The organism is Candidatus Binatia bacterium (assembly GCA_029243485.1).
In the GTDB taxonomy this organism is placed as follows: Bacteria; Desulfobacterota; Binatia; order UBA12015; family UBA12015; genus VGTG01.
The window spans coordinates 11733-27331 of the sequence record JAQWRY010000025.1 but is presented as its reverse complement, the minus strand read 5'-3'; the positions used below and the strand labels follow the sequence as shown (position 1 = coordinate 27331).

The 15599-nt window shown below is 66.6% G+C and carries 12 protein-coding genes; all 12 read left to right on the top strand.

From position 1 onward, the window contains the following. The first annotated feature begins 11 nt into the window (after positions 1-11). The 12 genes from P8R42_08630 to P8R42_08575 all read left to right on the top strand — a co-directional run bounded on the left by P8R42_08630 (position 12) and on the right by P8R42_08575 (position 15562). Positions 12-1586: an NAD(P)H-hydrate dehydratase gene (locus P8R42_08630; protein ID MDG2304707.1), complete on the top strand. Its 1575-nt coding sequence runs from the start codon at positions 12-14 to the stop codon at positions 1584-1586. Between the two features lie 98 nt (positions 1587-1684). Then, positions 1685-2143, top strand: a complete 459-nt coding sequence (tsaE, locus tag P8R42_08625) for a tRNA (adenosine(37)-N6)-threonylcarbamoyltransferase complex ATPase subunit type 1 TsaE (GenBank protein MDG2304706.1) — start codon at positions 1685-1687, stop codon at positions 2141-2143. Continuing rightward, the gene (locus P8R42_08620; GenBank protein ID MDG2304705.1) at positions 2140-3369 is read left to right on the top strand and encodes an aspartate kinase; all 1230 of its coding nucleotides are present in this window, start codon (positions 2140-2142) and stop codon (positions 3367-3369) included. Before tsaE ends, P8R42_08620 begins: the two co-directional genes overlap by 4 nt. Continuing rightward, entirely contained in the window at positions 3366-4973 is a 1608-nt protein-coding gene (gene cimA, locus P8R42_08615; GenBank protein ID MDG2304704.1) for a citramalate synthase, read from the top strand. The genes P8R42_08620 and cimA overlap by 4 nt, the downstream gene beginning before the upstream one ends. Before the next feature lie 29 nt (positions 4974-5002). Then, a complete protein-coding gene (gene cysE / locus P8R42_08610) occupies positions 5003-5722 on the top strand; it encodes a serine O-acetyltransferase (protein MDG2304703.1) in 720 nt (239 codons plus the stop codon). Between the two features lie 4 nt (positions 5723-5726). Continuing rightward, positions 5727-6887: a cysteine desulfurase family protein gene (locus P8R42_08605; protein MDG2304702.1), complete on the top strand. Its 1161-nt coding sequence runs from the start codon at positions 5727-5729 to the stop codon at positions 6885-6887. After that, positions 6877-8022 carry a tRNA 2-thiouridine(34) synthase MnmA gene (gene mnmA, locus P8R42_08600; GenBank protein ID MDG2304701.1) on the top strand — a complete coding sequence of 382 codons (1146 nt, stop codon included), beginning with the start codon at positions 6877-6879 and terminating at the stop codon, positions 8020-8022. The genes P8R42_08605 and mnmA overlap by 11 nt, the downstream gene beginning before the upstream one ends. Further along, entirely contained in the window at positions 8007-8747 is a 741-nt protein-coding gene (gene rnc / locus P8R42_08595) for a ribonuclease III (protein ID MDG2304700.1), read from the top strand. The genes mnmA and rnc overlap by 16 nt, the downstream gene beginning before the upstream one ends. Further along, the gene (gene era / locus P8R42_08590; protein MDG2304699.1) at positions 8740-9633 is read left to right on the top strand and encodes a GTPase Era; all 894 of its coding nucleotides are present in this window, start codon (positions 8740-8742) and stop codon (positions 9631-9633) included. Before rnc ends, era begins: the two co-directional genes overlap by 8 nt. Further along, a complete protein-coding gene (der, locus tag P8R42_08585; GenBank protein MDG2304698.1) occupies positions 9630-11108 on the top strand; it encodes a ribosome biogenesis GTPase Der in 1479 nt (492 codons plus the stop codon). Before era ends, der begins: the two co-directional genes overlap by 4 nt. Positions 11109-11179: 71 nt before the next feature. Beyond that, positions 11180-13291, top strand: a complete 2112-nt coding sequence (locus tag P8R42_08580; GenBank protein ID MDG2304697.1) for a bifunctional aldolase/short-chain dehydrogenase — start codon at positions 11180-11182, stop codon at positions 13289-13291. A gap of 216 nt (positions 13292-13507) precedes the next feature. Beyond that, positions 13508-15562 carry a right-handed parallel beta-helix repeat-containing protein gene (locus P8R42_08575; GenBank protein MDG2304696.1) on the top strand — a complete coding sequence of 685 codons (2055 nt, stop codon included), beginning with the start codon at positions 13508-13510 and terminating at the stop codon, positions 15560-15562. Positions 15563-15599 lie beyond the last annotated feature (37 nt).

The following is a 15599-nucleotide window of genomic DNA, read 5'->3' as shown; positions in this document are numbered from 1 at the left end:
GAGGACCCGACATGCGTCTGGTGACTTCGGAACAGATGCGTCGGCTCGACGCCCGCACGATCGCTCTTGGGACGCCGTCACTCGAGCTCATGGAGCGCGCGGGGCAGGGCGTGGCGGACCGGCTCCACCGTCGCTCCGCGGCTGCGTGCAACCGCGGAGTTCTCGTGGTCGTTGGGGCGGGGAACAACGGTGGCGACGGTTTCGTCATCGCGCGGCGCCTGGCCACGCGGGGCTACCGCGTGCGGGTCGCACTCCTGACGGATGCCTCGCGCATCGCGGGCGATGCGAAAGCCAACCTAGACCGTTGGCGCCGCCGGCGTGGCCGCACCTTGGAGTTGGGCAAGGGTCGCAGCACCACGGTGCGGCTCGAGCTGTCGGCGGCCGTCGCCGCTAGTGGCCTCATCGTGGACTGTGTTCTGGGAACGGGGCTTCGGCGTCCAGTGCAGGGCGCGATGGCCGAGGCATTCGACGCGATCAACGCGCGCGAGGCAAAGCGTGGACGTCGTGCGCCGGTCGTCGCCGTGGACCTGCCGTCGGGTCTCGACGGCGATCGGGGCGTGCCGCTCGGCACCGCCGTGCGCGCCGATCTCACGTACACACTCGGCGCCACCAAGCTCGGTCTCGTGCTGCCGGTCGCGCGGCCGTGGGTCGGAGAGCTTGAACTGGTGGAGATCGGTCTCGCCGAGGAGGCCTTTGATGAAGAGGCGCCGCTGCCGGTCGGCTCGGACACCACCTCGATGCGAGCGCTGCTCCCGCGCAGGGTGGCGGATGGTCACAAGGGTACGCACGGCCATCTCCTGCTCGTGGCCGGCGCCGTCGGTACGAGCGGCGCCGCGGTGCTCGCCGGGCGGAGTGCTCTTCGCGCCGGAGCGGGTCTCGTGACGATCGCCTGCCCGAGTGCCGTGCAGCCGCTGATCGCGGCGTGCCTGCCGGAGGTCATGACGTCGGCTGTGGAAGACCGATTCTCCGTCGCGCAGTGGACGGAGCGTCTCGCGGGAAAGAAGGCGCTCGTGATCGGTCCGGGGCTCGGCACCACGCCGTCGGTGGCCCGTCTGGTGAGTTCGCTGGTGAAGCGTGCGCGCGTACCGATGGTGCTGGACGCCGACGGCTTGAACGCGCTCGCCGATCGGCCGGAGGTTCTGCGGAAGGCCCGCGCGCCGGTCGTGCTCACGCCGCACCCCGGTGAGATGTCGCGTCTGGTCGGGGCGTCGATCGAGGAGGTCCAGGCGGAGCGTCGGCGGACGGCGCTCGATCTCGCGAAGCGGACCGGTGCCGTCGTCGTCCTCAAGGGCAGCGGCACGCTCGTGGCCGCGCCGGACGGGCGCGTCGGGGTCAATCTCAACGGCGGGCCGATCCTGGGGACGGCCGGGACGGGCGACGTGCTCGCCGGACTGATCGGGAGTCTGCTGGGCCAGGGCGTGGATGCCTTCGACGCCGCGCGGCTTGGGGTCTTCCTCCACGGCCTCGCCGGGGACCGCCTCGCCCGGCGTTTCGGTAGTGCGGGCCTTCTCGCGTCGGAGTTGGCCGATGAGCTTCCGCCCGCTCGGGAGGAGTTGCACAGGTCTGATTCGGCGGCCTCTGCCTGACCCGGCGCGCGTTTCCACGCCCGTGGCTGCAGGCGGATTTGGCGTCCCGCGCCGGTGCACCACCCACGGGTGGTTGCTATCGTGCTGCGAGCGTGAATGTGCAGACCACATCCGAAGGCGAGACCGAAGGATTCGGTGAACGCCTGGCCGGCGTCCTCGGTCGAGGCGCGATCGTCGGTCTGATCGGCCCGTTGGGTGCCGGAAAAACCGCGCTCGTCCGCGGGATCGCCCGTGGCTGCGGCGTCGACGAGCGAGACGTCCATAGCCCCACGTTTCTCACGGCGGCCGAGTACGAAGGTCGGCTTCCGATCGCTCACATCGACCTCTACCGCCACGGCGACTCGCCTCCCGACCCGGAATGGCTGGCGGAGTTGCTCGACGGTGACGGCGTGGCGGTCGTGGAGTGGTTCGAGCAGTTGGTCGACAGCGAGGACCTCGACGCGTTGGTCATCGAGATCGAGCCGGGCCCGGGCGAGACCGAGCGGCAGCTGCGGCTGGAAGCGCGAGGGGCCCGCGCGGCCATCGCTCTTCAGGCTCTCGGGGGCGCTTGGGCATGAAGCCCTTGGTCGTACAGAAGTACGGCGGCACGTCCGTCGGCTCGATCGAGCGCATCCAGGACGTCGCACGGCGAGTCGCTGCGACTGTGGATGCCGGGAATCGCGTGATCGCCGTCGTCTCGGCGATGTCGGGAGAGACGAACCGGCTTCTCGAACTCGCAGGGGGCATCTGTAAGGAGCCCCAAGTTCGTGAGACGGATGTCGTGATCGCTAGCGGTGAACAGGTGAGTGCGGCTCTCTTGTCGATCGCGCTCAACCACCGCGGGACGCGGGCACGCTCTTTTCTCGGACATCAGATTCGGATCCACACCGACGCGGATCATGGTCGCGCGCGGATCCGCTCGATCGACGGCGACAACCTCTGCGGGTTTCTCGACGAGGGGGGCGCTGCGATCGTTGCGGGCTTTCAGGGCGTGAACGAAGCGGGCGACATCACCACGCTCGGCCGCGGCGGGTCCGATACCACCGCCGTCGCGATCGCCGCGGCGACGTCCGCAGACGCGTGCGAGATCTACACGGACGTCGATGGGGTCTATACGACCGACCCGCGGGTCGTTCCGGAGGCCCGGAAGCTCGAGCGGGTGTCCTACGAAGAGATGCTCGAGCTCGCGAGCCTCGGGGCCAAGGTGCTCCAGATCCGCTCGGTCGAGTTTGCGAAGCGATACGGAGTGCGGGTGCACGTGCGCTCGAGCTTCAATGAAGAGACGGGAACATGGGTCGTTCCCGAGGAGTCGAACATGGAAGATGTGCTGGTCTCTGGCGTTGCGTTCGATCGCAACCAGGCGAAGATCACGCTCCCTCACGTCCCGGATCAGCCGGGCCTCGCGGCGCACATCTTCTCTCCGATTGCCGAGCAGGGCATCGTGGTCGACATGATCATCCAGAACGTGTCCGCCGACGGCACGACGGACATGACGTTCACCGTCCCGCGCAACGACGTCGAGAAGGCGCTCCAGATCGTGCGCGCCGTGAGCACCGAGGTCGGCGCCGGAGAGCCGCTCACCGAAGGCGACATCGCGAAAGTTTCGGTCGTCGGGCTCGGGATGCGGAGCCACGCCGGAGTTGCGGCGCGGATCTTCGAAATTCTCGGAGCCGAGGGCATCAACATCCACATGATCTCAACGTCCGAGATCAAGGTGTCGGTGGTGATCGACTCCAAGTACGTCGAACTCGCGACGCGAGTTCTGCACGATCGCCTGGTGGGCGACGGGAAGGTCGCCTCATGAAGCCGGTCCAGATCTACGACACGACTCTGCGCGATGGATGCCAGGGCGAGGAGGTCGATCTCTCGGTGGAATCCAAGCTCGCCGTCGCCGAACGCCTCGACGCCTTCGGCGTGCAGTACATCGAAGGCGGCTGGCCAGGCTCGAACCCGCGCGACGCGGCGTTCTTTGCGCCCGCTCTCGCGCTCGGTCTGAAGACCGCGACTGTGGTGGCGTTCGGTTCGACGCGCCGCGCTGGAACCCAAGCCGACAAGGACGACAACCTGGCGATGCTTCTACAGGCCGGCACGAGCGCGGCCTGCGTCGTCGGCAAGACGTGGGATTTACACGTGCGCGAGGCGTTGCGCGTGAGCGAGCAAGAGAACCTCGACATCATCCACGACACGATGCGCCACTTGCGAGCCAACCTCGACGAGGTGATCTTCGACGCGGAGCATTTTTTCGATGGGTGGGCCGCGCGTCCGGAGTTCACGCTCAAGTGCCTGAAGGCGGCCGCCGACGGTGGTGCGACGCTGCTCTGCCTCTGCGACACGCGAGGCGGAAGTCTGCCGGGCGACATCACGGCCGGCGTCGAGGCGGCGCGAGCCCTGGTCGAGACGCCGCTCGGTATCCATTGTCACAACGACGGAGAGATGGCGGTCGCGAATTCGATCGCCGGTGTGCAGGCCGGATGCGTGCAGGTGCAGGGGACGGTAAACGGGGTCGGTGAACGCTGCGGGAACGCAAACCTCGTTTCAATCGTGCCGAACCTGCAGCTCAAGCTCGGTTACGACTGTGTCACGGAAGAAGCCTTGCAGAGCCTTACCGAGCTGGCGCATTTCGTCGATGAGCTCGCCAACCGTGAGCCGAACAAGCAGCAGGCCTACGTCGGGCGGAGCGCTTTCGCGCATAAGGCGGGACTGCATGCCTCGGCGGTCCGCCGTCACGCCGAAACCTACGAGCACATCGCGCCGGAGATCGTCGGCAACCACCAGCGGGTTCTGGTCTCGGATCAGGCCGGCCGTTCGAATCTTCTCTATAAGGCCAAGGAGCTGGGCATCGATCCGGCCGAGCTCGAGCCGAAGGTTGCCGCGCTCCTGAAGGAGCTGAAGGAGCTCGAACATCAGGGCTTCCAGTTCGAGGGTGCCGATGCGTCGTTCGAGCTGCTCCTGCAGAAGGCCATCAAGGGGACGAAGCTTCGCCATTTCGAGCTGGTCGGTTTTCGCGTGATCAACGAGAAGCGTTCCGAGGATGAGGATCCGATCGCGGAGGCGACGATCCAGGTGCGGGGGCCCGACGGGCGCCTCGAGCATACGGCGTCGATGGGCAACGGCCCAGTGAATGCGATCGATTCCGCGTTGCGAAAGGCGCTCTCGAAGTTCTATCCCGCCATAGAAGAGATGCGTCTGGTCGACTACAAAGTGCGCGTCTTGGATGACAAGCAGGGAACCGAGGGGATGGTTCGCGTATTGGTCGAGTCGCACGACTCGCACGGGCACTGGACGACCGTTGGCGTGTCCCCGAATGTCATCGACGCGAGCTATCAGGCTCTCGTGGACGCGATCGACTTCAAGCTGTACAAAGACGACAAGCGCGCCGCGGCGGCGTCTGCGACGAACTCCGCCTGAGTCCGCGTGGAGCGGGACGAGCGATGCCCATTTGGTCTAGACTGAAAGAGGACGTTCTGGTCGCGTTCGAGCGCGATCCGGCGGCTCGCTCCGTCGTGGAGATCCTCCTGTGCTACCCGGGCTTGCACGCGCTGATCTCACACCGGTTCGCGCATCCCCTATGGCGTCGCGGGCTGCGATTGGTCCCGCGGGTGATGTCGTCCTTTGCTCGATTCGTGACCGGGATCGAGATCCATCCCGGCGCGGAAATCGGGCGACGCTGCTTCATCGATCACGGGATGGGTGTCGTGGTCGGCGAGACGACGATCATCGGAGACGACGTCCTGATCTACCAGGGCGTGAGCCTTGGCGGGACGAGCCTGACGCGCGGGAAGCGGCACCCGACCATCGAGGACTACGTGGTCGTGGGGCTCGGCTCGACGGTTCTGGGGCCGGTCACGATCGGGCGCCATAGCCGCGTCGGGGCGGGCTCGGTGGTGGTCGACTCGGTGCCTCCCCACGCCACGGTGGTCGGCGTACCGGGCCGAATCGTGAAGGAGAGCGGGCAGCATTCGGAGAGCGGCCGCCCGCTTCTTAGTCTCGACCACGCGGCCCTCCCGGATCCGCTGGTCCGGACGATCTCGAGTCTGACTGAGCAGATAGAAAGTCTCGAAAAGCGGGTCACGGAGCTGCAGGGCGAGGCCGCCGCCGCGGCCGAGCCGGCTTCGGGCGACGAAGCGCCAGGCGACCTTCATCTGCTAAAGAAGTAGGCCGATGTACCTGGACCACAACGCCGGGGGGCGCGTGCGCCCCGAGGTCGCTGCGGTGTTGGCCGACTGGCTTCGCACGCCGGCGGGCAACCCGTCGAGCCTACACTCGGCCGGAAGACGAACGCGTGCTGCGATCGAGGAGGCGCGTGCGTCCGTCGCCCGCCTGGTCGGCGCGCAGCCGGCCGACGTCGTGTTCACGAGCGGCGGCACCGAGGCGAACAACCTCGCAGTCCGGGGTCTCGCCCGTTCGGGAGATGGAATCGTGTCGAATGCGGCCGAGCACGCGTCGGTTCTCGCGTCCGCCGAGGCGGCGCACCGCCAGGGAGCGGTCGTGACGATGCTGTCTCCGGGCGCAGACGGCGTCCTCACGCCAAGCGTGGTGGCGGACGCCGTGGGGCCCGAGACCGCGGTCGTGAGCATCGGTTGGGCGAACGGTGAGATCGGCGCCGTCCAACCCATCGCAGAGATCGTCGCTGCCGTCCGCGAGACGAATCCGAATGCGCGCGTGCACAGTGATGCGGTCCAGGCCGTCAGCCAGCTTCCCGTGGACGTGGCCGCGGCCGACGTCGATCTGCTGAGCATCTCGGGGCACAAGCTCGGTGCTCCGGCGGGCATCGGCGCGCTCGTGCTGCGTCGAGACGTGACGCCGGAGGCGCTCCTGGTTGGCGGGCCCCAAGAGCGCGAGCGCCGCGCCGGCACGGAGAACGCGGCAGGTATCGTCGCCTTCGGTTGTGCGGCGCGACTGGCCTTAGAGGAGCGCGAGGCGTACGCGACCCGGGTCCGCGCCATCAAGGAATCGGTTTGGGCCCTCGTGAGCGGGGCCGCCGCTCCGATCGAGCGCTTCGGTACGGCGGACGGTCTGCCCGGTACGCTTGCCGTCGCCTTTCCCGGCCTGCGAGGGGATGCGCTGGCGGTCGCTCTCGATCTTCAGGGCGTGGCGGTGTCCACGGGTTCCGCCTGCGCGGCAGCGGCCCCGGAGCCGTCGCACGTGCTTCGTGCCATCGGATGCGACGACGATGTCGCCTTGGGTGCGTTGCGGCTCTCGTTCGGGCCGGAACTCGAACGCGCCGACGCCGAGGCTGCGGCGCGTATTGTCGTGGACGTCGTCTGCGCGGCGCGCGACAAGAGGGCCGCGCGGGCCGCGGGGGCGCACGATGCGGCCTGAAGAGATCGCCGAGGCCTTCGGCGCCGTCGCGGGCCGTGCGTTGGATCCGAGCGAGATCGGCTCCGAGCATCTGGCTCCCGGCGCGCGCGTCGTTGCTGCGATGTCGGGCGGTGTGGACAGCGCCGTTGCCGCCGCGATGCTGCGAGGGGCCGGACTGGACGTCGTGGGAGTCTCGATGCGGCTCGGCACCTCGTCCGCGCGGGCAGATGGACACCGCGGTTGCTGTTCGCTTGACGATTTCGACGACGCCCGGCGCGCGGCCGAGCGTCTCGGCATCCCGCACTATGTCGTCGACCTCCGTGACGTCTTCCAGGAGAAGGTGATCGACCGCTTCGTGGCCGGCTACGCGGAGGGCCGAACCCCGAACCCGTGCACGTTGTGCAACCGCGATGTGAAGTTCGACGCCTTCTGGGACTACGCGGAGACCGTCGGCGCGGTCGCCGTGGGCACCGGGCACTACGCGCGGATCCGGCGGCAAGACGGCGTCTTTGCGCTGTACGCCGGTCGCGACGCCTCAAAGGATCAGAGCTACTTTCTCTTCACGCTCGGTCAGCAGGAGCTCGGACGGACGCTGTTCCCCGTTGGGCGTCTCGAGAAGCCGGAGGTCCGTAGGGTCGCGGAGGCGTTGTCGCTTCCCGTCGCGAACAAGCCCGAGAGCCAGGACATCTGTTTCGTGGCGGGCGAGCGCTACAGCGACTTCGTCGAGAGGGAACTGGACCCGCAGCAACGACGGCCCGGGGTCCTGCAGGATGCCGGCGGCCACGAAATCGGGCGTCACGACGGCATTCATCAGTTCACGGTGGGCCAGAGACGAGGGCTCGGCGGCGGGGCTTCCGAGCCGCGCTTCGTCACGGCCATCGACGGCGACACCGGGACGGTCGTGGTGGGAACGCGGACGGATCTCGATCGAGACGGCCTCGTTGTGCGTGACGTCCGCTGGACCGATGCGCCGCGCCCCGGGCGCGCTTCCGTGCGGCTTCGACATCGTCACGAACCGGTCAGTTGTACGGTGCACGTCGATGGCGAGACGGCACGCGTCGAGTTCGACCAGCCGACGCCCGGAGTCACTCCCGGCCAGGCGGCGGTCTGGTATGACGGGGAACGCGTTCTGGGGGGCGGATGGATCGCACACTAAATCCGGAGCTGCGCGCCGGCCTCGAAGGGCGTCTGGGCTACCGGTTCTCCCGAGAGCCGATTCTGCGCGCCGCGTTGACCCATTGCTCGGCCACCGCACGGCAGGGCGAGCACAACGAGACGTTGGAGTTCCTGGGGGACGCCGTCGTGGGGCTCGTCGTGAGCGACCTCCTGTTCCAAGCGTGGCCCGATGCGGATGAAGGACGTCTCTCACGGCGGCGGGCCGCCCTCGTGAACGCCCAATCCCTCGCGTCGCGGGCGGAGAAGCTGTCGCTCGGTCCCTGCTTGTCGATGGGGCGGGGCGAGGAGAAGACCGGTGGGCGCGGGAAGACGTCCATTCTCGCGGGAGCGTTCGAGGCCGTGGTGGGAGCGGTCTACCGCGACGGGGGATACGGGGCCGTGACCGACGTCGTGCTCCGGGCGTTCGCCGGTGAGATAGAGAGACCGCTGGACGAGGCATCGGACGACGATCTGGGAGATTACAAAACTCGCCTGCAGGAGCGGACGCAGCGGGACTTTCGGCGTGCGCCGGACTACACACTTCTGGGTACGACCGGCCCGGACCACGCGAAGGCTTTCGAGAGTCGCGTGGCGCTATCCGGTCGGGTTCTCGGAACGGGAACCGGTGGAAGTAAAAAGCTCGCGGAGCAATTCGCGGCGCGCGAGGCCCTCGAGTTCCTCGATGCGGAACGAACGGCAGGAGAGGGCTCAGGATCCGATGAGTGAACAAGAACACCGTGCGGGCTTCGTCGCCCTGATTGGGCTGCCGAACGTCGGCAAGTCGACGCTGCTGAACAAGGTTCTCGGGCGAAAGCTCGCGATCGTGACACCGAAGCCGCAAACGACGAGGAACCGGATCCTCGGGATCGAGTCGCGCCCCAACGCGCAGTATCTCTTCGTCGATACACCTGGCCTGCACCATGCGCGGAACCTCCTCGGCCAGCGGATGAATAAGGTCGCGCAGCAGTCTTCGGCGGATGCCGACGTCGTCGTATGGATTGTCGACGCGGAATCCGGCGTTGCGGCTGCGGAGGAGAAGGTCGGCCGCGATCTTACCGCTGAGTCGCGGCCGCTCGTGGTCGCGGTGAACAAGATTGATCGCGCGAAGAAGCCCGACCTCCTGCCGTTGATGCAGAAGCTCGCGGACATCGCGCCGGGGCGGCACATTGTCCCGATCAGTGCGAAGACGGGCGAGAACGTCGACGACCTGCTCGGTACCATCCGCGAAGGCCTGCCGGTCTCGCCGCCGCTGTACCCGGCGGACGCGCAGACGGATCTCCCGGAGAGGTTCTTCGCTGCTGAGATGATTCGAGAGCAGCTGCTTCTCGGAACTCACGAAGAGGTTCCCTACCAATGCGCGGTGCAGGTCGAGGCTTTCGAGGAGCGCGAGGGGAAGAACCTCGTCGTCGTGGCCGCCTCCATCTTGGTTGGCCGGAAGTCTCAGAAGGCCATCGTGATTGGTGACAAGGGCTCGCGACTGAAGGAGATTGGGATGCGCGCCCGCTTGGAGCTCGAGCGCTTCCTGGGCGTGCGCGTGTATCTCGACCTCCACGTGAAGGTAGACGCTCGGTGGTTCACCAGGGAACGCGCGCTGTCGGAGCTGGGTTTATGACGACCGAAGCACGGCCGCTGATCGTCGCGATCACCGGCCGACCGAACGCGGGCAAGTCGACGCTCTTCAATCGCTTGTTGAAACGTCGCAAGGCGATCGTTCACGATACGCCCGGCGTCACGCGGGACGAGAACCGCGCCGAGATAGAACGCGACGGTCGGCGGATCGAGCTCATCGATACCGGCGGTATCGAAGAGGCCCCGCTGAGCGGCAGCCTCGGAGAGCGCATCCACAACCGCACCTACGTCGTCCTCGCGGATGCGGACGTGATCGTCCATCTGCTCGACGGGCAGGGCGGGCTCTCGGCCGCGGATGAGGCCGTCTCGCGGCGTCTGCGGACGCTGGGCAAGCCGGTGATCTACGCCGTGAACAAGATCGACCAGGTAAAGCACGAGAGTCGCCTGGCGGAGTTCGCCGCTCTCGGGGCCGACGAGATTGTCGGAGTCTCTGCCGCGCACGGCCGTGGCCTGGGGGAACTCTGGGAGTGCGTGGCGGCGGTTGGCGCTCAGGTTTCGCCGTTCACGCCACCGGAGCCCGAGCCGGAACCCGAGCCGGGATTCGACGACGAGTTGGAGGGGGCCGAAGAGCCCGAGCACCCCGAGCCGACGGGGCCCCCGCGCGTCGCGCTCATCGGTCGGCCGAACGCGGGTAAGTCGTCGTTGTTGAATCGGCTGGTGGGCTACGATCGCGCCATTGTCGACCCGAAGCCCGGGACTACGCGCGATGCCCTGGACGTCGAGATCGAGCACGGTGGAGAGACGTACCTGGTCGTGGACACTGCCGGACTCCGGCGGCCGAGCCGGATCGTCGAGGACATCGAGGGCTTTGCCGCGTCTTCGTCGCTGAGCGCGCTCGCGCGGACGGAAGTCGCCGTCCTCGTGATCGACGCGACGGTCGGCGTGACCGACCAGGACATGCGGTTGGCCGACCTCGCTTGGAGACGTGGCCGTGGCCTCGTGATCGCCGTGAACAAGGTCGATCTCGCGCCGCAGCTCGCTGCGCAACAATGCCACGACCAGATCGCGGCCCGTCTTCCTCAGTGGCCACCGCTGCCGCTCGTGCGCATCAGTGCGCTCGAGGGGACCGGGATGCGCACGCTCTACCAGGCACTCGACATGGTCGTGAAGGGGTATCGCCGCAAGATCCCGACGCCCCGCCTGAACGAGTTGGTGCACCGGGCCGTCGAGAACCAGCCCCCGGCGCTCGTGCGGAACAAGTCGGTGAAGGTGCGTTACTCGGCCCAGATCCGGCGAGCGCCCCAGGAGATGGCCCTCTTCCTGAACCGTGGCGGCGAACTCGCCGAGAGCTATCAGCGTTACCTGCGACACATCCTGCGCGAGGAGTTCGAGCTAATCGGGGTGCCGCTTCGCATTCGCATCCGGGTCGCTGCCAAGAACGATCGGCAGGCGCCGACCACCCCGGAGCCGCGCAGCAAGCAGCGCAGGCGGGAGCCCCGCAAGAAGGGGCGCCGGTAGGGCGCTCACGGCGGGGCGCGTGACCGCCGACAGTCCATCAGCATCTCAAGAGAACATCCAGGAGAGTTTCCATGCAGAGCCGCTGGTCAGACACCGAAGCCCAGGAATATCGAGATCGCTATGCGCAGTGGGGAGAGCCCCTCGCGCTGCGGGTCTACACCTCTCGGCTGATCGGCCAGGACCCGGACCTCGTGATGCACGGGGGCGGCAATACGTCGGTGAAGATCGTGAAGGAGACGGTCCTAGGCGAGAAGGTAGACGCTCTGTGTGTGAAGGGGAGCGGCTGGGACCTCGATTCAATCGAGCCTCCGGGACTACCCGCCCTGGCCCTCGAGCCTCTGCGTGCCCTGCGATCGCTGCCCGGCCTTTCCGACGAGGAGATGGTGAATCAGCAGCGCATCCGACTCTTCGATTCGAAGTCGCCGAACCCGTCCGTGGAGACGCTGCTGCACGCGTTCCTTCCGCACACGTTCATCGATCACACGCATGCGGATGCCATCCTCGCGCTGACCAATCAGCCGGGCGGCGCCGATCTCGTACTTGAGGCGTTGGGCGACAAGCTGGTGCTGGTCCCGTACGTGATGCCCGGATTCGACCTCGCGAAACTCGCGGCCGAGATGTTCGAGAAGCAGCCCGAGGCCGAGGGCATGGTCCTCCTGAAGCACGGCTTGTTCACGTTCGCCGGCGACGCGCGCACGAGTTACGAGCGGACGATCGAAGTCGTCGATCGCGCCGAAAAGTTCCTCGCGTTGAAGGCGAAGCCGATTTCGGTCGGCAGTTCGGTCGCGTCTGCCCAAGAGGCGCAGGCCCGTGCGTCGCGCGTGGCCCCCATTCTCCGGGGCCTTCTCGCGACCGCAACGCCCGGGGCGAATCAGCCGTATCGACGGATGGTGCTCGACTACCGCGTCTCGAACGACCTTCTGGCGTTGCTCGCGGAGCCAACCGCAGCAGCACTCGCGGAACGTGGACCGCTTACACCGGACCATGTCATTCGAACCAAGGCGACGCCGGTATTCGTGCCGGATCTGAATCTCTCCGGGGACGACGACTCGATCCGCGACCAGCTGCGCGCCGCGATCGACGCGTTCCGCGCGCGCTACGATGCGTATTTCGACGCGCAGGTCGCTGCGAAGAAGATCGAACGCACGAAGCTCGACGCCGACCCGCGCGTCGTGCTCCTGCCCGGCATCGGTGTGTTCTGTTCGGGGAAATCCGCAAAGGACGCGCGCATCGCAGGGGATCTGACGGAGCACACGCTGCGCATCAAATCGCAGGCCGAGCGCACCGGGAGCTACGAAGCGCTCGACGACGGCCATCTCTTCGACATGGAGTACTGGAGCCTCGAGCAGGCGAAGCTCGGCAAGGCGGTCGAGAAGTCGCTGTCACGTCAGGTGGCTCTCGTGACCGGCGCGGCCGGAGCCATCGGCATCGGGGTGTGTCTCGAGCTCGCGCGTGAAGGAGCGCACGTGGTCCTCGCCGACATCGACGAAGCGGGGCTCGAGAAGGCGCACGCACGCGTCGCCGAGATCGCGGGGAGTGCAGGCTGCTCGACGGTCAAGATGGACGTCACGGACCCGGCGTCGGTGGAGGCGGCGTTCGACCAGGCGAGCCGGCAGTTCGGCGGCGTGGACATCGTCGTGCCGAACGCCGGAATCGCGCACGTAGGGTCCTTGGTGGACACCGACCCCAAGCGCTTTGACAAAGTGATCGACGTGAACCTCGGGGGCTACTTTCACACGATGCAGTCGGGCGCTCGGGTGCTTCGCGCGCAGGGGACCGGCGGCAACATCATCGTGCAGGCCTCGAAGAACGTGTTCGGGCCGGGGGCGGATTTCGGCGCCTACAGCGCTTCCAAGGCCGCGGGCCACCAACTCGGCAAGGTCGCCGCCATCGAGCTCGCTCCGGCCGGTATCCGGGTCAACATGATCAATGCTGACGCAGTATTCTCAGAGGGTGAGACACGTTCTGGATTGTGGAACGAGATCGGCGCTGACCGCGCTGCCTCGAAAGGCATCGAAGCGGACGAGCTCCAGGAGCACTACCGGAAGCGGAACCTACTTCACGCGATAATCTCTGGAGCCCATGTAGGCCGCGCTGTAGTCTTTTTTGCCTCGAATCAGACTCCGACCACGGGCGCGACCCTGCCTGTCGACGGAGGCGTGGCAGCCGCCTTCCCACGCTGATGCGTGGTCGCGTACACGTGATTCGCAAGATCGTGCGCAACTGCAAGGCTTCGGCGGGAGAAAGGCCCTGATTTTTCTGCACTTTCCGCCTTGTTCGTGGCACGTCGCTTGCGTAATCATCGGCCAGCGCAGCGGACCGCATCCGACCCCTCGGCCTCCCCACGGCCCCTGATCCTTCTCGATGCTGCGAGTACGAAAAACAGGAGTCTTACTCGCGTGTCCATTCGTCTCAAAAGCAGCCTGGTTCTCTGCGCGCTCGCAGCGGCGTGGCTGCTCGTCCCCGCGATCGTGTCGGCGCAGTCAGCCGTTGCCCTCCAGATCTGTTCGAAGCGGGCCGGGAAGGCCTTCAAGCGTTACGTCGGCGACGCCGCCGAGGTGATGAGTGACTGTCAGGTGGACAGCCTGAAGGACGACGAGCGCATGGACTGCGCAACCGACGAGGATGTCCTCGACGACCTCGACAAGGCCGCCGACAAGCTGCGCCGCGAAGTGAAGAAGTGCAACGACGCCGCGCTGCGTGCGATCTGTCCGCACGGCCAGCGGGAAGACACGACTCTAAAGGAGTTCGTGTTGAACGATGCGCTGGGGACGACGGCTCGCATGCGCGCGCTCGACGCCAACCTGTACTCGACGTCGTACGCAGGCTGCCCGCGCCCGCTCGGTGCGATTTCGGGCAAAGCCGAGGACTGTGCCGCGAAGCTGGCTCGGCTCGTGGAAGACGGGGCGGATGATCTTTCCAAGTGCGTCGTCAAGTGTGAGCTGAATGCGCAGCGAAAGAGCGGTGAAGAGCCGTGTATCGACGAGATCACCGGTCTTCCGAACGACCCCAAGGTGATTGACTGCTTAGCGCTCGTACTCGACGACCTAAACGATGGTCTGCTGGCGAAGTGTAACGACGAAGAGGACGACGATGATCCCACCCTCCACTCGGACCTGCTGACCGAGATCGGCTGTCCCGCTGGCAGGAATACCGTCGGCGGCCTTGCGGGCGACCTCACGGATCGGCTCTACGAGGAGAGCGTAAACGTCACGAACGGCATCTTCTTCTCGGAATGCAGCGAGAGCGCCGGTGGCGGCAGCGTTGGTGGCCCGACGGAGCCTGCCGCGGCGACGCTCTACCCGAGTCTCACCGCGACGACCGTCGACTGCGGGCAGACCCTCGACGCGGCCTTCTTCGGCTCCGACGACGAGGTGCGGCTCGACGCGAAGCTCGACTGTAGCCCGGCCGGCCTCGGCTCGATCGGGCTGATCGTGTCGGCTTCGGATGTGACGATCGATGCGCGTGGCGACTACGATCTAACGGGACCCTCGAGGAGTTCGAACCGGACTGGCACGGGTATTCTCCTCGCGCACGGTGCGACCAATGTGACGATCACCCGGTTCCGCGCGATCCAGCGTTACGCGGTGGGCATCGGTGACTCCGGTAGTAACGACGGCCTGCGCGTGGAGGATCTCACCATCCGCAGGAACCGCGAGGCGGGCGTTCGCACAACCAGCGCGAACGTCGTCGTCGCAAACGTGAAGGCGGATCGAAATGCGATCGGCTTCGAGATGTCGGGTGATGATAGCACCTTGAACGACTGCCGCGCGCTGCGCTCCGAGCCGTTCCCGAGCATCGGGATTCACATCCTCGGTTCGGATGGCGACGGGGACGGTCAGATCGTTCGCGTGAACCGCTGCGAAGTCGAGGGCAACCTCGTTGGCATCCTTGCGGAAGGCGGCCCGCATCTCATCGAGGACAGCGACGTTCGCTTCAACAGTGGCGACGGCATGCAGATCGCGTCGGCGGGTTCGAAGGTCGAGTCCAACTCGGTGAAGCTAAACGACGGAAACGGGATCGTCGTCTCCGGCGATGGCAACAACATCACCACGAACCGAAGCGACGAGAACGCCGGCCACGGCTACGTGATCAGCGGTATCGGGAACGATATTAACAACAACGGTGCCGGTTCGCTGACAGACCAGGGCAACCTCGGCCACGGCTTCTTGTTCATGGGCTTTGACAGCAACGTGGAGTCGAACGATGCCGAGGCGAACCTGATGGACGGGTTCCAGGTCGACGAGGATACCTTCGACTTCAAGTCGAACACCTCGAACGACAACTTTGGGATGGGTTTCGACATCACAGTCGGCGGCAACAACTTCGACACGAATGTCGCCGCGGACAACGTGGACCACGAGTTCTCGATCGCGGCCGGGAACGTCGACGATCAGGGCAACCGCTCAGACGGCGCGACCTTCTCGTTCGGCGCCGGCGGCGGCAACTTCTAGGACAAGCTTCTAGAAGCCGCTCGTGCGGGCCCGGGGG